The following is a 21,701-nucleotide window of genomic DNA, read 5'->3' on the forward strand; positions in this document are numbered from 1 at the left end:
CCTCCGGTATAGGAAGGGCCCCTTGTTAACAGCTGCTGTTAACAAGGGGCCCTTCCTTACAAAGCGGGGGTCAGAAGCGGGCGGGCTCTCGGTAGACGCCCCACTCGGCGCGGAGGGCGTCGCAGATCTCGCCGAGGGTGGCCTCGGCGCGGACGGCGTCGAGCATGGCGGGGATCATGTTCTCGCCGCTGCGGGCGACCTCGACCATCCGCGCCACGGCGGCGGTGACGGCGGCGTCGTCGCGGGCCGACTTGCGCTCGGCGAGCACCCGGCGCTGCTCCAGCTCCACCTCGTGCGAGATGCGCAGGATCTCCAGGTCCTTGGCCACCGTGCCGGTGTGGCAGTTGACGCCGACGATCTTCTTGTCGCCCTTCTCCAGCGCCTGCTGGTAGACGAACGCGGACTCGGCGATGTGCCCGGTGAACCAGCCGTCCTCGATGCCGCGCAGGATGCCGGAGGTCATCGGGCCGATGGTGTGCGGGCCCTCGCCGCCGAGCTGCTTGATCCGGGCGAAGATCTCCTCCGCCTCGGCCTCGATCCGGTCGGTGAGCGCCTCGACGTACCAGGCGCCGCCGAGCGGGTCGGCCACGTTCGTCACGCCGGTCTCCTCCATCAGCACCTGCTGGGTACGCAGGGCGATCTCGGCCGACTCGTCGGTGGGCAGGGCGAGCGTCTCGTCGAGGGCGTTCGTGTGCAGCGAGTTGGTGCCGCCGAGCACCGCGGCCAGGGCCTCCACGGCGGTACGCACCACGTTGTTGACCGGCTGCTGCGCGGTGAGCGACACCCCGGCGGTCTGCGTGTGGAACCGCAGCCACTGGGCCTTCTCGCTGGTGGCGCCGTAGACGTCGCGCAGCCAGCGGGCCCAGATGCGGCGGGCGGCGCGGAACTTGGCGATCTCCTCGAAGAAGTCCACATGGGAGTCGAAGAAGAAGCTCAGGCCCGGGGCGAACGTGTTCACGTCCAGCCCGCGCGACAGGCCCAGCTCGACGTACCCGAATCCGTCGGCCAGCGTGTACGCCAGCTCCTGCGCGGCGGTCGAGCCGGCCTCGCGGATGTGGTAGCCGGAGACCGACAAGGGCTTGTACCGGGGGATCTCCCGGGCGCAGTACTCCATCAGGTCGCCGATGAGGCGCAGGTGCGGCTCGGGGTCGAACAGCCACTCCTTCTGCGCGATGTACTCCTTGAAGATGTCCGTCTGGAGTGTTCCGTCCAGCGTGGACAGGTCCGCGCCCTGCCGTTCTGCGGCGACCAGGTACATGCAGAAGACCGGCACGGCCGGCCCGGAGATGGTCATCGAGGTGGTCACGCCGGCCAGGTCGATGCCGTCGAACAGCACCTCCATGTCGGCGGCCGAGTCGACGGCGACGCCGCAGTGGCCGACCTCGCCGAGCGACTGCGGGTCGTCCGAGTCGCGGCCCATCAGCGTCGGCATGTCGAAGGCGACGGAGAGCCCGCCGCCGCCTGCGCCGAGGATCATCTTGTACCGCTCGTTGGTCTGCCGGGCGTTGCCGAAGCCGGCGAACTGCCGGATGGTCCAGGTCCGCCCGCGGTAGCCGGTCGGGTGCAGGCCCCGGGTGTACGGGAACTCGCCCGGCCAGCCGATCCGGTCGAAGCCCGGGTACGCCGTGCCCTCCGGCGGGCCGTACACCGGGTCGACGCTCATGCCGGACAGCGTGGTGAAGTCCGCGTCGCGCTTGCGGGCGGCGTCGTAGCGGGCCTGCCAGCGGGCCCGACCGGCGGCGATCTCGTCAGCGTCCATGCGCGGAGCTCCTTCTCAAGTCGTCGTCCCAAGCCCGAGTGTAGAGCGAGATCCTGAACGATCCTTAAGTGCATGCGTACCGGTCGGTAACCCTGCGGGGCCCGGCGCGAAGCCCCACCACGATCGTCGATCCGCAGGTCAGGGCCCTGTCTCACGTGCCGGACGGCTTGCCGCCGGAGCCTCCCGGGCGGCGCAGGGACGTGCCACACTCCCGCCGTGGGCATGCACATCGCGATCGGGCCGATTACCTAGGCGGCGTACGCCTTCCGCGTGCGTCGCCGGCCAAGCCACCCCTGTCGGCTCGACACTGTGAGGCCCCCGTGACCACGTTCCCCTTCACCCCCGACACCGTCGATCGCCGGCCGCCCGGCCCGGCCGCCCGGCCGCACGACGAGTCCCCCGCCACGTGCACGATGGTGGTGCACCTCGGCCCCGGGCACTCCACCAGCGGCCTGCTCAAGGTGCTGTCCGTGCTGCACTCACGCCGGGTCGCGGTCTCACACGTCCAGTACGTGCAGTGCCCGAACCTGTCGGCGGTGATGATCGTGGAGTGCTCCCCCTCCGTGGCGTCGCTGGAGACGGTGCGCAAGAGCGTCGCGAACGCGGTGCCGGTGGTCAGCGTCAGCATGCACACCGCGCCCACCCGCGACGCCGTCCGGCGCCCGCGGGCACGTCGCGGCCGGTGACCGGACGGGTCAGCCCGCGGAACCGGAGACGCCGCCGCCGCGCATGACGTCCCGGGCGGTGAGCGCCACGTGCAGCGACAGGCGCCGCTCGCTCGAATCCAGGTCGACGCCGAGCACCCGCTCGATCAACTGCAACCGCTGGTACAGCGCGGACCTCGACAGCGACATCTCCTCCGCCGCGCGCCGCTTGTTGCGTCCCTCGACCAGGTACGCCTCCAGCAGGGCCACGTGGTTCGTGCCGTGCCGCTCGTCGTAGGAGAGCAGCGGCCCCAGCTCGCGCTCGACGAACGTCTGCAGGCGCACGTCGTCGCGCAGCAGGTAGAGCAGGCCCCGGAGGCGGACGTCGAGGAGCCGGTAGAAGGGCCGGGGTTCGGCGGTGTGCGCCGTGGCGTCGGCCACCTGCGCCGCCTCGACCAGCGAGCGCCGCGCCAGGTCGAGGGACCTGACCACCGAACCGGCGGCGACCACGACGTCCGACCCGGCCCGCAGGCCCGCCCGGGTGAGCGCGGTGGACAGCCCGAGCAGCGCGGCCTCGTCGGACTCGGCCTCGGCGAGGGCGACGAGCACTGTGACCTCCGCGCCACCGAGCCCGTCGACGTCACCGGCCAGCGCCGCCAGCCCGCAGTCGCGCACCGCCGTCTCCACCGCGTCCAGCAGTTCCCGGCGGCGCGCGTTCATCTCGACGCCGGGGCTCAGGCCCGGCCGGCGACGGCGTACCACCACCCCGAGCAGCCGCCGCTGCTCCAGCGCCACACCGAGCCCGCGCGCCCGCAGTGCCACGTCCCGGGTGGGCGCCGAGTGGTTGACGATGCTCCACAGCAGGCTGCTGCGCGCCTGCCGTTCGACAGACGAGTCGTCCCGCGCGACGAGCTGGTTCAGCGCGATGGTGGACGCGGCGCGCTCCAGCAGGACACTCGTCCGGGCCGGCGGCTCCTGGTCGCACAGCAGCACCAGCCGCCCCCACCTGTTGCCCCGGGCCTCCACGCCGGTCACCAGCCAGCCCGAACGCGGCTCGTAGCCGGTGCCGGACGGGACCTCGACCGCGCGGGAACGGGTCTCCCAGCGGTCGAGAAGCTCCTCGGCCGACAGCGGGCCCGTCTCGTACGCCAGCACCTGGTGGGAGAGGTTCTCCAGCACCGCGGGACGCCGGGACAGGCGGGTGACCTCACGGAGCACCTGCCGGGGCTCCGCGCCCTCCACCGACAGCTCGGTGAAGATCCGGTGGATCTCGTCCTTCGCGAGCAGGTCGGCGGTCTGCTCCTCGACGATCACCGAGTGGACCACCTCGGTCACCGCCACGAACCGCATCTCCCGCTGGAGCGCGACGAGCGGCAGGTTCCGGCTGCGGGCCTGCTCGACGAGCGCGGCCGGCAGCGTCCCGCCGAACCGGCGGCCCAGCTCGACCACGACCCCGGCCGCGCCGACCGCCGCCAGGCCGTCGATCCACCGGCGCAGCCCGTCGTCGTCCGGCGGCAGACCGATGCCGGTGGTCAGGACCAGCTCCCCGCCGCGGAGCAGGTCGGCGATCTCCGGGATCTCGGCCACGTGCACCCATCGCACCGGAGCGTCCAGGCGGTCCCGCCCGGCCACGACACGCGGCCCGGCCTGCTGCAACGCCGGCAGTTCGAGCACGTCGCGAACCGTCATCGGCATCAGACCGTCTCCCTCCTCGCTCCGGCGCACAGTATGTGTGCTTCTCCAGGGCGGGAACGACACAGTGCCCATTGCCCGGGCCTGGGGAAGCGCAGATGATCCGGGCATGACCCAGACAGCACCCGGCACCGTGCCCGCTCCCGTCCCGCTGGAGCGGGTGACCCACTGGATCGACGGCAAGCCGTTCGCCGGCGTCACCGAGCGTACGGCCCCAGTCTACGATCCGGCGCTGGGCGCGGTCCGGACGGAGGTGCCGCTGGCCTCCGTCGACGAGGTGGACCAGGCGGTCGCCTCCGCCGCCGCCGCGTTCGCCTCCTGGCGGAACTCGTCGCTGACCAAGCGCACCCAGGTGCTGTTCGCGTTCCGGGAGCTGGTGAACCAGCACAAGCAGGAACTGGCCGAGCTGATCACGGCCGAGCACGGCAAGGTCGTCTCGGACGCCCTGGGCGAGGTCACCCGCGGTCTGGAGGTCGTGGAGTTCGCCTGCGGCATCCCGCACCTGCTCAAGGGCGGCTACTCCGAGGGCGTGTCCACGAACGTGGACGTCTACTCCATCCGGCAGCCGGTCGGCGTCTGCGCCGTCATCTCCCCGTTCAACTTCCCGGTGATGGTCCCGATGTGGTTCGTGCCCATCGCCATCGCGGCCGGCAACGCCGTCGTGCTCAAGCCCAGCGAGAAGGACCCGTCCGCGTCGCTGCTCGTCGCCCGGCTCTGGGAGCAGGCCGGCCTGCCCGCCGGCGTGTTCAACGTCGTGCACGGCGACAAGGTCGCTGTCGACCGGCTGCTGGAGCACCCCGAGGTCAAGGCCGTGTCGTTCGTCGGCTCCACCCCGATCGCCCGGTACGTGTACGAGACCGGCACCCGCAACGGCAAGCGCGTACAGGCCCTCGGCGGCGCGAAGAACCACATGGTGGTGCTGCCGGACGCCGACCTCGACCTGGCCGCCGACGCGGCGGTCAACGCCGGGTTCGGCTCGGCCGGCGAGCGGTGCATGGCGATCTCCGCCCTGGTGGTCGTCGAGCCCGTCGCCGACGACCTGGTGGCGCGCATCCGCGAGCGCATCGCCGGCCTGAAGATCGGTGACGGCCGCCGCTCCTGCGACATGGGGCCGCTGGTCACCCGGGAGCACCGCGACCGGGTCGCGTCGTACCTCGACGCGGGCGTCGAGGCGGGCGCCGAGCTGGTGGTGGACGGCCGGCAGGTGCAGGTCGACGGCGACGAGTCCGGGTTCTGGCTCGGGCCGAGCCTGCTGGACCGGGTCTCGCCGGAGATGAGCGTCTACACCGACGAGATCTTCGGGCCGGTGCTGTCGGTGGTGCGGGTCGGCAGCTACGACGAGGCGCTCAAGCTGGTGAACTCCAACCCCTACGGCAACGGGACCGCCATCTTCACCAACGACGGCGGCGCGGCCCGCCGCTACCAGAACGAGGTCGAGGTCGGCATGGTCGGCATCAACGTGCCGATCCCGGTGCCGATGGCCTACTACTCGTTCGGCGGCTGGAAGGACAGCCTCTTCGGCGACTCCCACGCCCACGGCGCCGAGGGCGTGCACTTCTTCACCCGCGGCAAGGTGGTCACCTCCCGCTGGCTCGACCCCAGCCACGGCGGGATCAACCTCGGCTTCCCCGAGAACGACTGAGCAGCGGAGAGAGGCCACCATGAGCACCAGCGCACGCCGCACCTACGAACTCGACCGCGCCCACGTCTTCCACTCCTGGTCCGCCCAGTCCCTGCTCGACCCGATGGTGGTCGAGCGCGCCGAGGGCTCGTACTTCTGGGACGGCGACGGGAACCGCTACCTGGACTTCTCCTCCCAGCTCGTCAACACCAACATCGGCCACCAGCACCCGGCGGTGGTAGCGGCGATCCAGGAGCAGGCCGCCAAGCTGTGCACCATCGCGCCGTCGTACGCCAACGACGCCCGCGGCGAGGCGGCCCGGCTGATCGCCGAGCGGACGCCGGCGGGCCTGGAGAAGGTGTTCTTCACCAACGGTGGCGCGGACGCGATCGAGCACGCCGTCCGGATGGCCCGGCTGCACACCGGCCGGCCGAAGGTGCTGTCCCAGTACCGCAGCTACCACGGCGGCACCCAGACCGCGGTGAACCTGACCGGCGACCCGCGTCGCTGGCCCAGCGACAACGGCACCGCCGGGGTGGTGCACTTCTTCGGCCCGTTCCTGTACCGGTCGGAGTTCGGCGCCACGACCGAGGAGGAGGAGAGCCGGCTCGCGCTGCGCCACCTCGAACGGGTCGTGGAGATGGAGGGCCCGTCCACCATCGCCGCGATCGTGCTGGAGACCGTGCCGGGCACCGCCGGCATCATGCCGCCGCCGCCGGGCTTCCTGGCCGGCGTACGCGAGCTGTGCGACAGGCACGGCATCCTCTACATCGCCGACGAGGTGATGGCGGGGTTCGGGCGTACCGGCGCCTGGTTCGCCATCGACCACTACGGCGTGACGCCCGACCTGATCACCTTCGCCAAGGGCGTGAACTCCGGTTACGTCCCGCTCGGCGGTGTGGTGATCGCCGACCACGTCGCCGACACGTTCGCCACCCGCCCCTACCCCGGCGGGCTGACCTACTCCGGTCACCCGCTGGCCACCGCCGCCGCCGTCGCGACCATCAACGCGATGCGGGACGAGGGCATCGTCGAGAACGCCGCCCGGATCGGCGAGGACGTGCTCGGCCCGGGGCTGCGGGAGATCGCCGAGCGGCACCCGAGCGTCGGGGAGGTACGCGGGCTCGGCGTCTTCTGGGCGCTGGAACTGGTCCGCGACCGCGAGACACGGGAACCGCTGGCGCCGTACGGGGCCTCGTCGCCGGAGATGAACGACGTGCTGGCCGAGTGCAAGCGCAACGGCCTGGTCGTGTTCGCCAACTTCAACCGGATCCACGTGGTGCCGCCCTGCACCGTGTCGGAGACGGAGGCCAAGGCGGGCCTGGCGGTCCTCGACGAGGCGCTGACACTCGCCGACCGGCACACGGTCTAGACGTACACCCATCACCGCCCGCCGGGTCCACCCCGGCGGGCGGTCCCATATCCGAGATCCGCGAGACGGCCGGCGACCCCGGCGACGCGGAGACCCCGCACCCAGAAGGTGACGAATGACTACCGTAGATCTCGCCGACCCACCGGTCACCAACCCCTTCACCGGCACCACCGACCTTCCGCGCGCCGCCGAGGGCTGGACCCAGCTCGTCACCCCGGACGGACGCCTGCACCCGGACGTGGACGTCGACCGCGACGCCCTCGGCCGCCTCACCCGCGACCTGTACCGGGGGATGCGGCTCGCCCGCCGCCTCGACGACGAGGCGTTCGCGTTGCAGCGGCAGGGCGAGCTGGGCCTGTGGTTGCAGTGCCGCGGCCAGGAGGCCGCACAGGTCGGCTCCGTCGCGGCGGTACGCGCCGACGACTACGTCTTCCCGAGCTACCGCGAGCACGCGGCGGCGCTGTGGCGCGGCATCGGCCCGGCCGACCTGCTCCGGCAGTGGCGCGGCGTCGCGCACAGCGGCTGGGACCCGGAGCCGTACTCGTTCCACATCTACACGCTGGTCCTGGCGGCCCAGCTGCTGCACGCCACCGGGTACGCGCTCGGCGTGCAGCGCGACGGCAGCGACACGGTGGTCGTGACGTACTTCGGTGACGGCGCCGCCAGCGAGGGCGACGCGAGCGAGGCCATGAACATCGCCGCCGTCAACAACGCCCCGATGGTGTTCTTCTGCCAGAACAACCAGTGGGCGATCTCGACGCCGACGGCGTCGCAGACCCGCACGCCGATCCACCGCCGCGGCGCCGGATTCGGCCTGCGCAGCGAATGGGTCGACGGCAACGACGTGCTCGCGGTGTACGCGGTGACGTCCGCGGTGACCGAGCACGCCCGCGCAGGCGCCGGTCCCGCGATCGTCGAGGCCACCACGTACCGGATGGGCGGGCACAGCACGTCGGACGACCCGACCCGGTACCGCACGGACGACGAGCTGCAGGCGTGGCGGGCGCGGGACCCGCTGGCCCGGGTCGAGGCGCTGATGCGCGCCGAGGGCTGGAGCGACGAGGCGTACCTCGGCCAGATCCAGGCCGAGGCGGACGAACTCGCCGACCGGACCCGCCGGGAGTGCCTGGCCCTGACGGCGCCGGACCTCGCGGACGCCTTCGCCACGGTGCTGTCCGACGTGCCCCAGCTTCTGCGGGAGGAGCGCGAGGCGTTCGTCGCCTACCGCGCCTCCTTCCTCGACTGACGCCCGCCCCGATCGGAGAACTCGTTTCATGCTCACTCTCTGTCAGGCACTGAACAGCGGCCTGCGCCGCGCCATGGAGGACGACGACAAGGTCCTCCTGATGGGCGAGGACGTCGGCCGCCTCGGCGGCGTCTTCCGGGTCACCGACGGTCTCCAGAAGGACTTCGGCGAGGCCCGGGTGGTGGACACGACCCTCGCCGAGTCCGGGATCATCGGCACCGCCATCGGCCTGGCGCTACGCGGGTACCGCCCGGTCTGCGAGATCCAGTTCGACGGCTTCGTCTACCCCGCGTTCAACCAGATCGTCTCGCAGCTGGCCAAGATGCGGGCCCGCACCGGCGGCCGTACCGCCCTGCCGGTGGTCGTGCGGATCCCGGTCGGCGGCGGCATCGGCGCGGTGGAGCACCACAGCGAGTCGAACGAGGCCTACTTCGCGCACACCGCCGGGCTGCGGGTCGTCTACTGCGCCAGCCCGGACGACGCGCACTGGATGATCCGGCAGGCCGTCGCCGGTGACGACCCGGTGATCTTCTACGAGCCGAAGCGCCGCTACTGGGTGAAGGGCGAGGTGACGCCGGAGGACGCCGGGCCGCCGCTGCCGCTGGACCGCGCCCGGGTCGTGCGCCCCGGCGCCGACGTGACGCTGCTGACGTACGGCGGCACTGTCGCCACCTGCGTCGCCGCCGCCGAGGCCGCCGCACAGGAGGGACGTGACATCGAGGTGATCGACCTGCGGTCCATCTCCCCGCTCGACGTGGCGACAGTCGAGGAGTCGGTCCGCCGTACCGGGCGGGCGGTGGTGGTCCACGAGGCCCCCACGTTCGCCGGATTCGGCGCCGAGGTCGTCGCGCAGGTGACGAGCCGGTGCTTCTACTCGCTGGAGGCGCCGGTCGAGCGGGTCGGCGGCTTCAACCTGCCGTACCCGCCCGCAAAGGTCGAGGAGGAGTACCTGCCCGACCTGGACCGGATCCTCGACGCCGTCGACCGCGTCCTCGCCGCCTGAAGGGAGAGGTATCCATGACCGTTCAGCAGTTCCGCCTTCCCGACGTCGGCGAAGGGCTCACCGAGGCCGAGATCGTCACCTGGCGGGTGGCACCGGGCGACCCGGTCCGCCTCAACGACATCCTGGTGGACATCGAGACCGCCAAGGCCGTCGTCGAGCTGCCCAGCCCGTACGCCGGTGTGGTGGACCGCCTCCTCGCCGAGGAGGGCCAGACCGTCGACGTCGGTTCGCCGATCATCGCGATCCGGGTGGCGGGCGACGGCCCGGCGGCCACGCCCGCCGACGAGCCCGCCGCCGAGCCGCCGACCGGAGACGGACCGACCGCCGACGAGCCGGCGGCGGAGCGTACCGCGGTGCTCGTGGGCTACGGGGTGTCCGCCCAGGCGCGGACCCGCCGGCCACGCCGCGCCACGCCGTCCGTCCGCCCGGCCGAGCCGGCCCGCGGGCCGCACACGTCCCGGCCGCCGGTGCTCACCAAGCCTCCGCTGCGCAAGCTCGCGAAGGACCTCGGTGTGGAACTGGCCGACGTGCGCGGCAGCGGTCCCGGCGGTCTCATCACGCGCCAGGACCTGCTCGACCACACCACCGTCCGGACGCCGGCGGCCGACCACCGGCGCGACGAGCGCCTGCCCGTACGCGGAGTGCGCAAGGCGACGGCGGCCGCCATGGTCGCCAGCGCGTTCACCGCGCCGCACGTCACGGAGTTCCTCACCGTCGACATGACCGGCACCGTCGAGTTCGTGGACCGGCTGAAGCAGGACCCGGCCTTCCAGGGCGTGAAGGTCAGCCCGCTGCTCGTGGCGTCGCTGGCGCTGCTGGACGCGATCCGCCGGTACCCCGACGTCAACGCCCGGTGGGACGAGGAGAACCAGGAGATCGTCCGGTTCGCCGACGTCAACCTCGGTATCGCCGCCGCGACGCCGCGCGGCCTGCTGGTGCCGAACGTCAAGGCCGCGCAGACCCTGGCCGTACGGGATCTCGCGGTCGCCCTGAACGAGCTGGCGGGCACCGCGCGGGAGGGCCGCACCCGTCCCGCCGACCTGTCCGGCGGCACCATCACCATCACCAACATCGGTGTGTTCGGAGTGGACGCCGGCACCCCGATCCTCAACCCCGGTGAGGCGGCGATCCTCTGCCTCGGCGCGCTGCGCCGCATGCCGTGGGTCGTCGACGAGCAGGTCGTTCCCCGGTGGACGGTGCAGTTGTCGCTGTCCTTCGACCACCGGCTCGTGGACGGGGAACTGGGCAGCCGGGTGCTCGCCCACGTCGGGCGGTTCCTGGAGGACCCGCTGTGGGGCCTGGCCCTGCGCTGAGGCCCCGGCAGACAGACGGCGCGTGGACGGACAACGAGGTCCGTCCACGCGCCGTCGCCGTACGCGCCGCGCGTCAGTCCACGACTTCGAACCCGACTCCGGCCGACGGCCGCGGCGCGACGTCGTCCGCCGTCGCGATGGGCTCGCCGACCTCCTCGGACGCGGCGAGCCGGAACCGCACGTACTCCAGTTCGCCGGAGAACTCGTGCCGGGCCGGGTAGCTCGGCGACACCGGCGAGTGGATGCTGCGCCCGACGTCCATGCCCGCGAACCCGTGGAAGAACGGCAGCAGCTGCGGGAACAGCGCCTCGCCCGCCGCCTCGCCGTCCACGTACAGCCGGCCGACGCCCTGGCAGTCGGCGGTCTTCGTCAGCTCGAAGGTCAGCTCCACCGGCCCCAGCGGCAGCTCGCCCTCGGACCGCAGCACGTGGTGGGTGCCGAGGTGGTTGTACTCGTACACCAGGTGGTTGTCCTTGATGTGCAGCACGTACCCGCCGCTCACGTTGCCGAGCACCACGATCACGCCGCCCTGCGCGGCGTCGGTGCGGCGCACCCGCGCGGTGATCGCGTGCGAGCGGTTCATCGTCGGCGGCACCGCCGCGCCGGAGACCGTCGGTACGCCCGCCAGGTAGGTGAAGACCAGCCGGTCCCGCACCGACCCGGGGCGTGGCACCCGGGCCCGGATCGCGAATCCCCTGTCGTCCAGCGGCAGCACGTCGTAGCGGGCCGCCTCGATCCAGAACTCCTCGATGAGACGCCGCAGCACCTCCGGGTGCTCGGCGGCGAGGTCACGGCTCTCGGTCGGGTCCTCGTCGATCCGGTACAGCTCCCAGCGGTCCTCGTCCCACGAGGTGCCGCGCTCGTGGAACGCGACAGCCTTCCAGCCCTGGTGGTAGATGCCGCGGTGGCCGAACATCTCGAAGTACTGGCGGTCCCGCGACGGCGGCGCCGCCGGATCACGCAGCCCGTCGCGGAAGCTGCGGCCGTGCAGCGGCATCTGCGGTATGCCCCGGCGCACCGCGGGCGGCTGCACCCCGACCAGGTCGAGCACCGTCGCGGTGACGTCGATGCTGTGCTGGAACTGCGTCCGCACCTGCCCGCCGGGCACGTCACCGGCCGGCCAGCTCAGCACGAACGGCACCCGGACCCCGCCCTCGTGGGTGTGCTGCTTGTAGCGGCGGAACGGGGTGTTGCTGACCTGCGCCCAGCCCAGCGGGTAGTTGCTCTGCGCCCGCGGGCCGCCGATCTCGTCGATCCGGTCCAGGCTGTCCTGGAGGTTCTCCGGCACCCGGTTCTGGAAGGCGGTGGGGTTGAGCGTGCCGAGCGGCGTGCCCTCGGGGCTCGCCCCGTTGTCCGACATGACCACGAAGATCGTGTTGTCGAGGCGGCCGATCCGCTCCAGGAAGTCGACCAGGCGCCCGAGCTGGGCGTCGGTGTGGTCGACCATCGCCGCGTACGCCTCCTGCATCCGGGCGAACAGGCGCCGCTGCTCCGGCGGCACGTCGTCCCACGGCACGACGCCGGGGTTGTGCGGTGGCAGCGGCGCGTCCGGCGGGACGATGCCCAGCCCGATCTGCCGCCGGTGCCGGTCCGCGCGGATGACGTCCCAGCCCCTGTCGTAGCGGCCCCGGTACTTCGCCAGGTACTCCGGCGGCGCCTGGTGCGGCGCGTGCGCGGCGGCGTACGCCAGATAGAGGAAGAACGGCTTCTCCGGCGTGAACGAGGTCTGGTCCCGGACGAACCCGATGGCCCGGTCGGTCAGGTCCTCGGTGAGGTGGTAGCCCTCCTCCGGGGTGGCCGGCGGGTCCACCTGGTGGTTGTCGTAGACCAGCTCCGGATAGAAGTTGTCGGTCTCGGCCTCCAGGAAGCCGTAGTACCGCTCGAAGCCGCGGCCCAGCGGCCACTGGTCGTACGGCCCCGACGGCGTGGTGTGCTCCAGCGGCGCGACGTGCCACTTGCCGACCGCCATGGTGTTGAAGCCGGCGTCGGCGAGCATCTCCGCGACGGTGGCGGCGGCGTGGGTGATCCGGCCCCGTCCACTGGGGAAGCCGCTGTCGAAGTTGGACAGCATGCGCATGCCGACGCTGTGGTGGTTGCGGCCGGTGAGCACGCTGGCCCGGGTCGGCGAGCACAGCGGCGAGGTGTGGAAGTTGGTGTACCGCAGCCCGGACGCGGCCAGCCGGTCGATCGTCGGGGTGTCGATCTCGGCGCCGAAGCAGCCGAAGTCGGCGAACCCGACGTCGTCCAGCAGCACGTACACCACGTTCGGGGTGCCCGCGGCGGCAGACGGCGGCGCGCTCCAGTGCTCCGTCGACTCGTGGTAGGTGCGTCCGATCGTGCCCTCGTACGGGGGGTCCGCCAGCGAACTGGTCACGGTACGCCTCAGCCGGCCGTCGTGCCGCCGTCGAGGACGAGCGTGTGGCCCGTCACCATCCGCGCCTCGTCGCTGGCGAGGAACACCACCGCGTCGGCGGAGTCGCGCGGCGTCGCCATGCGGCCCAGCGGGATCGACGCCCGGAAGTTCTCCCGGGCGCTGTCCGGCACGTCGCCCATGCCGCCCAGGAACGCCGAGAGCATCGGCGTCTCGGTCGCCGCCGGGGCGATCGCGTTGACCCGGATGCCGTGCGGCGCGAGTTCCAGCGCCAGCGCCTTCATCAGGCCGATGACGCCGTGCTTGGCGGCGGTGTACGGCGCGTACCGGGGGCGGGCGATGACGGCCTGAAGGGACGCGGTGAACACGATCGAGCCGCCGCCGGCCTCGATCAGCGGCGGCGCGGCGGCCTGCGCGGTCCAGAACGCGCCCTTGAGGTTGACGTCGATCACGCGGTCCAGCGTCGCCTGGTCGACCTCGTCCAGCGGGCCGGTGAACGGCGTACCCGCGTTGGCGTGCATGAGGTCGAGCCGCCCGAACCGCTCGACGGCGGTCTCGACGGCGGCGCGGCAGTCAGCGGCGCGGGTGACGTCGCAGGCGACGCCGACGACGGCGGACCCGAAGCCGGCGGCCGCCTCGGCGGCGCGGTCGCCGTCGAGGTCGGCGATGACGACGCGCGCCGCCTCCTCGACGAGCCGGCCGACGGTCGCCAGTCCGATGCCGCTGGCGCCTCCGGTGACGACGGCGACGCGGTCAACCAACCTCATGTGCTGCTCCTGTTGAATCGGTCCAGGAGGTCGCCGCTCAGGGTGGGCACCGCGGACAGCAGCCTCTGGGTGTAGGGGTGCTGGGGGTCGGAGTAGATCGATTCGGTGTCACCCGTCTCGACGATCCGGCCCTGGTTCATCACCGCGATCCGGTCGCAGAGATACCGGACCACGGACAGGTCGTGGGAGACCAGGATCAGGGTCAGCTTGAACTGCTCGGCCAGGTCGGTGAGCAGATTGAGGATCTGCGCGCGCACCGACACGTCGAGCGCGCTGACCGGCTCGTCCCCCACGATGACCTTCGGCCCGGCCGCGAGGGCGCGGGCGATCGCGATGCGCTGCCGCTGGCCGCCGGAGAACTGGTGCGGGTAGCGGGTCACCGCCTCCTCGGGCAGGCCGACGGAGTGCATCAGCTCGGCAACGCGGGCCCGGTGGTCGCCCGGCAGGCGCAGGGCACGCATCGGCTCCGCGATGATGTCCGCGACGCGCATCCGCGGGTTCAGCGACGACATCGGGTCCTGGAGCACCATCTGCACGTCGCGCCGCAGGAACGCGAGCTTCCGCTCCGGTACGCCACTGATGCGCTGGCCGTTGTAGAACGCGGTGCCCGACGTCGGCTGGTCGAGAGCCATGAGGATGCGCGACAGCGTGGACTTGCCGGAGCCGCTCTCCCCCACGATCCCGAACGCCTCGCCCTCGTGGACCTGCACGCTCACGCCGTCCAGCGCGCGGATCGGCTGCCCGGGCGTCCGCAGGGACCGCCGGGGGGACCGGTACTCGCGCACCACGTCGACGGCTTCCAGCAACGGGGTCGTGGTCATGCGCTGGCCTTCCCGCTTCCTAGGGGCTGGTCGCTCTCGATCGGGTGGTGGCACGCGGCCCGCTGCGTGCTGCCGGGCGGCGCCGTCAGCAGCGGCACGGTGCGGCAGACGTCGTCGGCGCGCGGGCAGCGGTTGCGGTACACGCAGCCGTCGGGGAAGGACCCGAGCGACGGGACCCGGCCCGGGATGGTCGACAACCGGCCACTGCCGTCGGTGCTCTCCAGCACGGTGGACGCCCGCAGGCCCGCCGTGTACGGGTGCCGGGGCGAGTCGAAGACGGTGGCCACGTCGCCGTGCTCGACGATCGAGCCGCCGTACATGACGAGCAGTTCCTCGCAGATGCTGGCGACCACCGGCAGGTCGTGCGTGATCAGCAGCAGGGACGCGCCCTCCTCCCGCACCAGCGTGTCCATCAGCCGCAGCATCTCCGCCTGCACCGTGACGTCGAGCGCCGTGGTCGGCTCGTCCGCCACCAGTACGGCGGGGTCGCACGCCAGCGCGATGGCCAGCACGACGCGCTGGCGCTGGCCGCCGGAGAGCTGGTGCGGGTACTTGCGCGCGGTCCGGTCGGGCTCGGGCAGCTGGACCCGTTCGAGCAGTTCGACGGCGCGGGCGGAGGCCGCCGCGCGGCTCATCCCCTTGTGCAGCCGCAGCGACTCGGCGACCTGGTTGCCGACCCGCATCAGCGGGTTCAGCGCCGTCATCGGCTCCTGGAACACCATGGCGATGTCGTTGCCGCGGACCGCGCACATCTGCTTGTCGGACAGGTCGAGCAGGTTCCGGCCGTTGAGCAGCACCCGCCCGGACGCCGTCACGCCGTGCGGCAGCAGGCCCATCAGGGCGAGCGCGGTCAGCGACTTGCCGCAGCCGGACTCGCCGATGAGCCCCATCCGGCGGCCCCGCCCGATCTCGAACGAGACGCCCTTGACGGCCTGGATGTCGTGGACCTTGACGACGAGGTCCTCCACCACGAGCCCGCTCACGCCGGTCACCGTCCTCTCAGCCGCGGGTCGAGGGCGTCGCGCAGCCCGTCGCCCATGAGGTTGAAACCGAGCACCGACAGGGCGATGGCCAGACCGGGCCAGACGGCGAGCATCGGCTGCACGACGAAGTAGTTCTGGGCCTCCTGGAGCATCCGGCCCCAGGTGGGGGTCGGCGGCGGGGTGCCGTACCCGAGGTAGGACAGTGCCGCCTCGGCGAGCACCGCGTGCGCGAACGACACCGACGCCTGGACGATCAGCAGGGCCGCGATGTTGGGCAGCACATACCGCACCATGAGCACCACGCCCCGGCGCCCGTAGCTGCGCGCGGCCAGCACGAAGTCGCTCTGCAGCACCTGCATCGCGCCGGCCCGGGTGAGGCGGCCGAACACCGGGACGTTGGCGACGCCGATCGCGATCATGCCGGTGAGCGTGGAGGCGCCGAAGCCGGCCGCCAGGATGATCGCCAGCAGGATGGCCGGGAAGGCGAAGACGATGTCCAGCGCCCGCATCACCGGCTCGCTGAGCCAGCGGTGCCCGGTGGCGGCGAGCAGACCCAGCGGTACGCCGACCGCCGCGGCGATCGCGACGGCGACCACACCGACGAACAGTGTGGTCCGCGCGCCGACGAGGAGCTGGCTGACGATGTCCCGGCCGAAGTGGTCGGTGCCGAGCCAGTGCTCGCCGCCCGGGGAGAGCAGCGTCTGCGACGGGTCGACCCGGGTGGGGTCGTACGGCGTCCAGAGGAACGACACCAGCGCGGTGAGGACGACCAGGCCCACCAGGCCGGCGCCGATCACCAGCGTGAGGTTCCAACGGCGGCGCGGCTTGACGGGGCCGGCCACGACGACGTCGGCGGTGGCGTCCGGTGGGGCGTCGGCGACTGATGTCATGCCTTGCTCCTCAGCCTGGGGTCGACCGCGTGGTAGACCACGTCGACGACGAAGTTGATCAGAAGCACCGCGGCCGTCAGCACCATCACCGTGCCCTGCACCTTGAGCAGGTCGCGGTTGCCGACGTCCTGCAGCAGCATCCGGCCGAGACCGGGCAGGCCGAAGACGTTCTCGATCACGACGGTGCCGATGAGCAGCGTCGCCAGTTGCAGACCGAGGACGGTGATGACCGGGATGGCCGCGTTGCGCAGCGCGTGCCGGGTCAGCGCCTGCGAGCGGCTGAGACCCTTGGCCCGCGCGGTCTGGATGAAGTCCTCCTGCATGACCTCGACCACCGCGGACCGGACATAGCGCATCAGGATCGCGCCCTGCGCCACGCCGAGGACCAGCGCCGGCATCAGCAGGGCCCGCACGGCGCCGCCGAAGTCGTCCCACCCGGTGAACCCGCCGGCGGGCAGCCACTGCAGCTTCACCGCGAACACGGTGATGAGCAGGATGCCGAGCCAGAACGACGGAACGGCGATGCCGACCTGGCTCAGCGCCGACAGCGCCGTCCCGATCGCGGTGCGGCTCTTCACCGCGGCGAGGATGCCCAGCGGTACGGCGATGAGCAGCGCCAGCGTCATCCCGGCCAGGATGAGCGGCACGGTGACGCCGAGCTTGTCGGAGATCTCCGAGCCGACCGACACCCCGCTGAGCGGCGAGATCCCGAAGTCACCGCGGATCAGGCCGCCGGCCCACTCCATGTACCGCTCGGTGAACGGCCGGTTCGTCCCGAACTGCTCCCGCAGCGCCTCCAGCGCCTCCGGGGTGGCGTTGACGCCGAGCATCGCCTGCGCCTGGTCGCCCGGCAGCAGCGACAGCATCGTGAAGACGAGGATCGACGCGGCGAACAGCGACACCGCGAGGATGGCCAGCCGCCGGACGAAGTAGATCACCATGCGTGTGTGCTCCCACTCCGAGTCATGGCCTGATCATCACCATCTTGGTCACGGTCAGCTCCTCCATGGCGAAGCGCGGTCCCTCCCGGCCGATGCCGGAGTCCTTGACGCCGCCGTACGGCATGTTGTCGGCACGGAAGCCGGGCACCTCGTTGACCAGCACGCCACCCACGTCGAGTCGGCGTACGACGTCGAGGGCCACCGCCAGGTCGCAGGTGAAGACGGCGGCCTGGAGCCCGTAGCGGGACCGGTTGACCAGCTCGACGGCCGCGTCCATGTCCGGCACCGAACGGACGCACACCACCGGCCCGAAGATCTCCTCCGCCCAGCACTCGGCGTCCTCGGGGACGTCGACGAGCACAGTCGGTTGCAGCACCCGGCCCTGCGCCGTACCGCCGGCCAGGCAGCGCGCGCCGCCGGCGACCGCGCGGTCCACCCACGAGTGGACCCGCTCGGTGGACGCCTCGTCCACCAGGGCGGACACGCGGGTGTCGGCGGACCGGGGGTCGCCGGTGGTGACCGTCTTCAGCAGCGGCTCGAGACGCTCCAGCAGCGCCTCGCGGACCGGCTCCTCGACGATCACCCGCTGGACGCTGATGCACGCCTGACCGGAGGCGTAGAACCCGCCCCGTACGACCGCTTCCGCGGCCCGGTCGAGGTCGGCGTCGCGGCCGACGACGAGCGCCGCGTTGGACCCGAGTTCCAGCAGCACCTTGCGCGGGGCCGCGGCGCGGGCGATCTGGTGGCCGACCTGCGCGGACCCGGTGAACGACACGGCGGCGACGCGCGGGTGGGTGGTCAGGAGCTTGCCGACCTCGACGCCGCCGGTGACGAGCTGGACGCCGGCGGCCGGGCAGCCCGCCTTGCGGAACAGGTCGATCAGCACCAGCGTGGCCAGCGGCGTGTTCGGCGCCGGCTTGACGATCACCGGGCAGCCCGCCGCCACCGACGGCGCGACCTTGTGCGCGGCCAGGAGCAGCGGGTAGTTGAACCCGGTGATGCCGACGACGACACCGACCGGGCGGCGCACCCAGAAGCCGAGCATGCCCTCGCCGGCCGGCTGCATGTCCAGTGCCACCGTCTCGCCGGTGAGGTGGCCCACCTCCTCGGCCGCCGTCTCCAGCGTGACCAGCGTGCGGGCGACCTCGACCCGGCAGTCGACAAGCGGCTTGCCGGTCTCCAGGACCAGCAGCTCGGCGAGGTCGTCGGCGCGGGCGCGGATCTCGGCGGCGACTGTCGTGAGGATGGCGCGCCGCCGGTGACCGGGCAGGCCGGCCATCTCCGCGGCTACCTCGTGCGCGGCCTCGACAGCCGCTTCCGCGTCGGCGGGGTCACCCCAGGGCGCCTGGGTCACGGTGCTGCCGTCGTACGGGAAGCGCACCGGCGCGGTCTGCGCGGTGGTGGTCCAGCCGGAGCCGATCGGCAGTCCGGCGGGCAACCCGGCCAGCAGCTCCTGCGCGGTCACGACGCCTCACCCGCCCGCGCGCCGGTGGCGCCGGTCAGGAAGGCCAGCGCCGCCTCGGCGTACACCCTGGTCTTGCGGACGATGTCGTCGACCTCGACGTACTCGTCGGGCTGGTGGGCGATCCACTTCGGGCCGGGGCCGTACACCACGTTCGGGATGCCGCTGTCGCGCCACAGGATGGTGCCGTCGGTCGCGCCGGGCACGCCGCCGAAGACGGGCGCCGTACCGGTGACGGCGCTGTGCGCCTGCGCCACGGCAAGCGAGATCGGGTGGTCCTCCGGGGTGACCGCGCACGGCCGGTCGTCGACGACCTCGACGGCGAAGCTGACACCGTGCCGGGCGCCGATGGCGTCGGCGTCGGAGCGCACGCGCGCGGCGAGCGCGGCGTGGTCGACGCCGGGCACGGTCCGGCAGTCGACGCCGAGCACGGCGCGGCCGGGGATGACGTTGAGCTGGTCGGCGGAGCCGGCGTCCAGGACCGTGGGGGTCAGGAACGTCAGGCCGAGGTGCTCGTGCTCCCCCGGGTCGGCCTGCAGCTCCTTCTGGTACCGGCCGAGCGCGGCGACCAGTTCGGCCACGGCGGGGACGGGGTTGCGGCCGTGCTGCGGCATCGCGCCGTGCGCCATCTTGCCGGTGCAGGTGACCAGCAGGCGGACCGCGCCCTTGGCGACCGCGCAGATCTCCTCGGCCTCCGGCTCGCAGATGATCGCGGCGTCCACCTCGCGGGCCAGGGCCGTGGTGGTGAAGTGCTTCGCGCCGAGCATCTGGCCCTCTTCGTCCACCAGGGCCGCCACCACGATCCGGCCCGGGAACGGCCCGGCCAGCTCGACGGCCCGGGCCGCGTGGATCATCGCGGCGACGCCGGCCTTCATGTCGGCGGAGCCGCGACCGTACAGCCGCCCGTCGACGATGTCCCCGCCGAACGGGTCGACCGTCCATTCCTCGGGAGAGCCCTCGGTGACGACGTCGGTGTGCCCCTCGAACATCAGCGTCGGGCCGGGCAGGCCGCCGTCCACCACCGCGACGACGTTGGGCCGCCCGGGGACGACCTCGGTGACCTCCGGCCGCCAGCCGAAGCCCCGCATGATCTCCGCGACGAGTTCCGCCACGGGCTGCTCGCTCCGCCCCTGCGCGGTGTCCCAGGTCGAGGGGATGCGGACCAGGTCCTGGGTGAGCGACACGACGGCTTGCTCGTCCACGAGATGGCCGGCGCGGAGGGAGGCATGGGTGTCCGACGTCATGGCGTCGGAGGTTACGAACTCCGACCCCGGAGGGGAACGTCCAGTTTCCGGGCCGGTGGGGGTACCAGTCGTGGCCGGACCTGCTCTTCTACGGCCGCGGCGACCCGCCGGACCCCCTCGTCGATCCGGTCCAGCGGCATCACCTGGTAGCCCAGCCGCAAGTGGTGACGCGGGGTGGGGCGGGTCGTCCAGTACGGCTCGCCGGGGTCGAGCAGGACGCCCTGGCGGCGCAGGTCGACCGCGAGCTGCCCGGCGTCCAGCCCCGGCGGCCCGGTGATCCACCGGGCCAGGCCGCCGCGCGGCACCGGCTGCGGCCCCCAGCGCACGTGCCGCTCGATCGCGCCCGCCATCTCCTCGTACAGCCCCTGGTAGTGGGCGCGGATGCGGCGCACGTGGCGGGCGAGGTCGCGGCTGGCGATCATCCGGGCGAGGGCGCGTTGCATGGGTCCGGGCGGGTGGCGCAGCACGTAGCGGGAGCGGGCCCGCATGGCCTCCACCAGCGCCGGGGACGCCACCACGTAGCCGAGCCGCAGGCCCGGCGCCAGTAGCTTGCTGAAGCTGCCGAGGTAGACGACGCGGTCCTCGTCGTCCAGCGCCCGCACCGCCACCGCGGGCATCCCCCGGAACGTCATCTCCGGGTCGTAGTCGTCCTCGATCACCACCGCGTCCGCCGCGCCGGCCCGGCGCAGCAGCTCCTCCCGCCGGGACGCCGACATCGTCGCGCCGGTCGGGTACTGGTGGCTCGGCGTGACGTACACCAGCTCCGCGCCGTGCAGGTCGGCCGGCAGGTCCTCGACGACGAGGCCGTCCTCGTCCACCCGGCCGGGCACCACGTCGGCGCCCGCCATCTGCATGATCGTCCGCGCGTCGGGGTAGCCCGGGTCCTCCACCAGTACGACGCTGCCCGGCCGGACCAGGACGCTCGCCAGCAGGTGCAGCGCGTGCGTCGAGCCCAGCGTGATCATCACCTGGTTCGGCTCGGCAGAGATGCCACGCGACGGCAGCACGTGCTCACAGAGCTGGCGGACGAGCTGCGGGTCGTCGGCCTGGCCGGCGTCCCCGATCACCCGGGACAGCCCGTCCTGCCGCAGCGCCTCACGCTGCGCCCGCTCCCACGCGCCGGTGGGGAACATGCCGGGGTCCGGCTGGCCGACGACGAACGGGAACGGCGCCCGCGACCACGCCGGGTCCCGGTGCACGGGGGTGGGCGGCGGCTCGGGCAGCCGCGCCTGCCAGTCGATGGGCCGCGTCGCGGAGCGGGAGGTCCGCCGCGCGGCCCGCATCCGGACCACCGCTTCGGAGGAGACGTAGAGGCCGCGCCGGGGGACGGTCGCGATCAGGCCCTGCTCCATGAGGCGGTCGTACGCGGTCAGCACCGTGTTCCGGGAGACGCCCAGCGCCTCGGCCAGACGGCGCGTGCTCGGCAGCGGGCCGTCGTCGTACTGCCCGGCGAGGATGGCGTCCTCGAGCCCCGTGATGATCTGCTCGTAGAGCGGAACCGTGCTCTGCGGGTTGACCGGCAGCAGGAAATCCGCCATCTCGACCTCCCCACCTCTCGCGGGGATCTCGCCT

At 72.5% G+C, this 21,701-nt stretch carries 16 protein-coding genes and 1 pseudogene; 6 read left to right on the forward strand and 11 right to left on the reverse strand.

Annotation, left to right across the window (positions count from 1 at the left end; all coding sequences use genetic code 11):
* Positions 1 to 70: 70 nt before the first annotated feature.
* Entirely contained in the window at positions 71 to 1,759 is a 1,689-nt protein-coding gene (locus MicB006_RS20320; protein WP_116508215.1) for a methylmalonyl-CoA mutase, read from the reverse strand.
* 320 nt (positions 1,760 to 2,079) lie between these two features.
* Here MicB006_RS20320 and MicB006_RS20325 point away from each other — a divergent pair, with 320 nt between their 5' ends.
* Complete coding sequence (locus MicB006_RS20325; RefSeq protein WP_116508217.1) at positions 2,080 to 2,445, forward strand: hypothetical protein; 366 nt, start codon at positions 2,080 to 2,082, stop codon at positions 2,443 to 2,445.
* Between the two features lie 9 nt (positions 2,446 to 2,454).
* Here MicB006_RS20325 and MicB006_RS20330 read toward each other — a convergent pair whose 3' ends face one another.
* Complete coding sequence (locus tag MicB006_RS20330) at positions 2,455 to 4,098, reverse strand: PucR family transcriptional regulator (RefSeq protein WP_116508219.1); 1,644 nt, start codon at positions 4,096 to 4,098, stop codon at positions 2,455 to 2,457.
* A 106-nt stretch (positions 4,099 to 4,204) separates the two neighbouring features.
* Here MicB006_RS20330 and MicB006_RS20335 point away from each other — a divergent pair, with 106 nt between their 5' ends.
* The 5 genes and pseudogenes from MicB006_RS20335 to MicB006_RS20355 all read left to right on the forward strand — a co-directional run bounded on the left by MicB006_RS20335 (position 4,205) and on the right by MicB006_RS20355 (position 10,650).
* Positions 4,205 to 5,737, forward strand: coding sequence for a CoA-acylating methylmalonate-semialdehyde dehydrogenase (locus MicB006_RS20335; RefSeq protein WP_116508221.1), 1,533 nt, complete (start codon positions 4,205 to 4,207; stop codon positions 5,735 to 5,737).
* 16 nt (positions 5,738 to 5,753) lie between these two features.
* A pseudogene (locus MicB006_RS20340) lies at positions 5,754 to 7,088 on the forward strand (aspartate aminotransferase family protein); the annotation flags it as partial.
* 115 nt (positions 7,089 to 7,203) lie between these two features.
* Positions 7,204 to 8,334 carry a thiamine pyrophosphate-dependent dehydrogenase E1 component subunit alpha gene (locus MicB006_RS20345; RefSeq protein ID WP_116508225.1) on the forward strand — a complete coding sequence of 377 codons (1,131 nt, stop codon included), beginning with the start codon at positions 7,204 to 7,206 and terminating at the stop codon, positions 8,332 to 8,334.
* A gap of 28 nt (positions 8,335 to 8,362) precedes the next feature.
* Positions 8,363 to 9,337 (forward strand): alpha-ketoacid dehydrogenase subunit beta, encoded by a 975-nt coding sequence (locus MicB006_RS20350; RefSeq protein ID WP_030503857.1) that lies wholly within the window; start codon positions 8,363 to 8,365, stop codon positions 9,335 to 9,337.
* Positions 9,338 to 9,351: 14 nt separating this feature from the next.
* Entirely contained in the window at positions 9,352 to 10,650 is a 1,299-nt protein-coding gene (locus MicB006_RS20355; RefSeq protein ID WP_116508226.1) for a dihydrolipoamide acetyltransferase family protein, read from the forward strand.
* A gap of 73 nt (positions 10,651 to 10,723) precedes the next feature.
* Here the strand turns inward: MicB006_RS20355 and MicB006_RS20360 are convergent, their stop codons facing one another.
* Genes MicB006_RS20360 through MicB006_RS20400 form a run of 9 tightly spaced genes read right to left on the reverse strand, consistent with a single transcriptional unit; the run spans position 10,724 to position 21,667 of the window.
* Positions 10,724 to 13,024 carry an arylsulfatase gene (locus tag MicB006_RS20360; RefSeq protein WP_116508228.1) on the reverse strand — a complete coding sequence of 767 codons (2,301 nt, stop codon included), beginning with the start codon at positions 13,022 to 13,024 and terminating at the stop codon, positions 10,724 to 10,726.
* An 8-nt stretch (positions 13,025 to 13,032) separates the two neighbouring features.
* The gene (locus MicB006_RS20365; RefSeq protein ID WP_116508230.1) at positions 13,033 to 13,788 is read right to left on the reverse strand and encodes an SDR family NAD(P)-dependent oxidoreductase; all 756 of its coding nucleotides are present in this window, start codon (positions 13,786 to 13,788) and stop codon (positions 13,033 to 13,035) included.
* Positions 13,785 to 14,609: an ATP-binding cassette domain-containing protein gene (locus MicB006_RS20370; protein ID WP_116508232.1), complete on the reverse strand. Its 825-nt coding sequence runs from the start codon at positions 14,607 to 14,609 to the stop codon at positions 13,785 to 13,787. The genes MicB006_RS20365 and MicB006_RS20370 overlap by 4 nt, the downstream gene beginning before the upstream one ends.
* Entirely contained in the window at positions 14,606 to 15,592 is a 987-nt protein-coding gene (locus tag MicB006_RS20375) for an ABC transporter ATP-binding protein (protein ID WP_225980430.1), read from the reverse strand. Before MicB006_RS20375 ends, MicB006_RS20370 begins: the two co-directional genes overlap by 4 nt.
* Before the next feature lie 5 nt (positions 15,593 to 15,597).
* On the reverse strand, positions 15,598 to 16,482 hold the full coding sequence (locus tag MicB006_RS20380) for an ABC transporter permease (protein ID WP_116508235.1): 885 nt from the start codon (positions 16,480 to 16,482) through the stop codon (positions 15,598 to 15,600).
* Positions 16,479 to 17,423 (reverse strand): ABC transporter permease, encoded by a 945-nt coding sequence (locus MicB006_RS20385; RefSeq protein ID WP_073830544.1) that lies wholly within the window; start codon positions 17,421 to 17,423, stop codon positions 16,479 to 16,481. Before MicB006_RS20385 ends, MicB006_RS20380 begins: the two co-directional genes overlap by 4 nt.
* Before the next feature lie 22 nt (positions 17,424 to 17,445).
* Positions 17,446 to 18,888: an aldehyde dehydrogenase family protein gene (locus tag MicB006_RS20390; RefSeq protein WP_116508237.1), complete on the reverse strand. Its 1,443-nt coding sequence runs from the start codon at positions 18,886 to 18,888 to the stop codon at positions 17,446 to 17,448.
* Entirely contained in the window at positions 18,885 to 20,129 is a 1,245-nt protein-coding gene (locus MicB006_RS20395; protein ID WP_116508239.1) for a M20 family metallopeptidase, read from the reverse strand. The genes MicB006_RS20390 and MicB006_RS20395 overlap by 4 nt, the downstream gene beginning before the upstream one ends.
* Positions 20,130 to 20,140: 11 nt before the next feature.
* Entirely contained in the window at positions 20,141 to 21,667 is a 1,527-nt protein-coding gene (locus MicB006_RS20400; protein WP_116508241.1) for a PLP-dependent aminotransferase family protein, read from the reverse strand.
* Between the last annotated feature and the right edge of the window lie 34 nt (positions 21,668 to 21,701).

This window comes from Micromonospora sp. B006, assembly GCF_003408515.1.
Lineage (GTDB): Bacteria > Actinomycetota > Actinomycetes > Mycobacteriales > Micromonosporaceae > Micromonospora > Micromonospora echinospora_A.

What these genes read in the sequence shown, in the direction of transcription:
- MicB006_RS20395 (WP_116508239.1), bottom strand. Translation starts at nt 20,129, where the DNA reads ATGACGTCGGACACCCATGCCTCCCTCCGCGCCGGCCATCTCGTGGAC.
- MicB006_RS20385 (WP_073830544.1), bottom strand. Translation starts at nt 17,423, where the DNA reads ATGGTGATCTACTTCGTCCGGCGGCTGGCCATCCTCGCGGTGTCGCTG.
- MicB006_RS20355 (WP_116508226.1), top strand. Translation starts at nt 9,352, where the DNA reads ATGACCGTTCAGCAGTTCCGCCTTCCCGACGTCGGCGAAGGGCTCACC.
- MicB006_RS20365 (WP_116508230.1), bottom strand. Translation starts at nt 13,788, where the DNA reads ATGAGGTTGGTTGACCGCGTCGCCGTCGTCACCGGAGGCGCCAGCGGC.
- MicB006_RS20335 (WP_116508221.1), top strand. Translation starts at nt 4,205, where the DNA reads ATGACCCAGACAGCACCCGGCACCGTGCCCGCTCCCGTCCCGCTGGAG.
- MicB006_RS20370 (WP_116508232.1), bottom strand. Translation starts at nt 14,609, where the DNA reads ATGACCACGACCCCGTTGCTGGAAGCCGTCGACGTGGTGCGCGAGTAC.
- MicB006_RS20380 (WP_116508235.1), bottom strand. Translation starts at nt 16,482, where the DNA reads ATGACATCAGTCGCCGACGCCCCACCGGACGCCACCGCCGACGTCGTC.
- MicB006_RS20345 (WP_116508225.1), top strand. Translation starts at nt 7,204, where the DNA reads ATGACTACCGTAGATCTCGCCGACCCACCGGTCACCAACCCCTTCACC.
- MicB006_RS20330 (WP_116508219.1), bottom strand. Translation starts at nt 4,098, where the DNA reads ATGCCGATGACGGTTCGCGACGTGCTCGAACTGCCGGCGTTGCAGCAG.
- MicB006_RS20350 (WP_030503857.1), top strand. Translation starts at nt 8,363, where the DNA reads ATGCTCACTCTCTGTCAGGCACTGAACAGCGGCCTGCGCCGCGCCATG.
- MicB006_RS20400 (WP_116508241.1), bottom strand. Translation starts at nt 21,667, where the DNA reads ATGGCGGATTTCCTGCTGCCGGTCAACCCGCAGAGCACGGTTCCGCTC.
- MicB006_RS20320 (WP_116508215.1), bottom strand. Translation starts at nt 1,759, where the DNA reads ATGGACGCTGACGAGATCGCCGCCGGTCGGGCCCGCTGGCAGGCCCGC.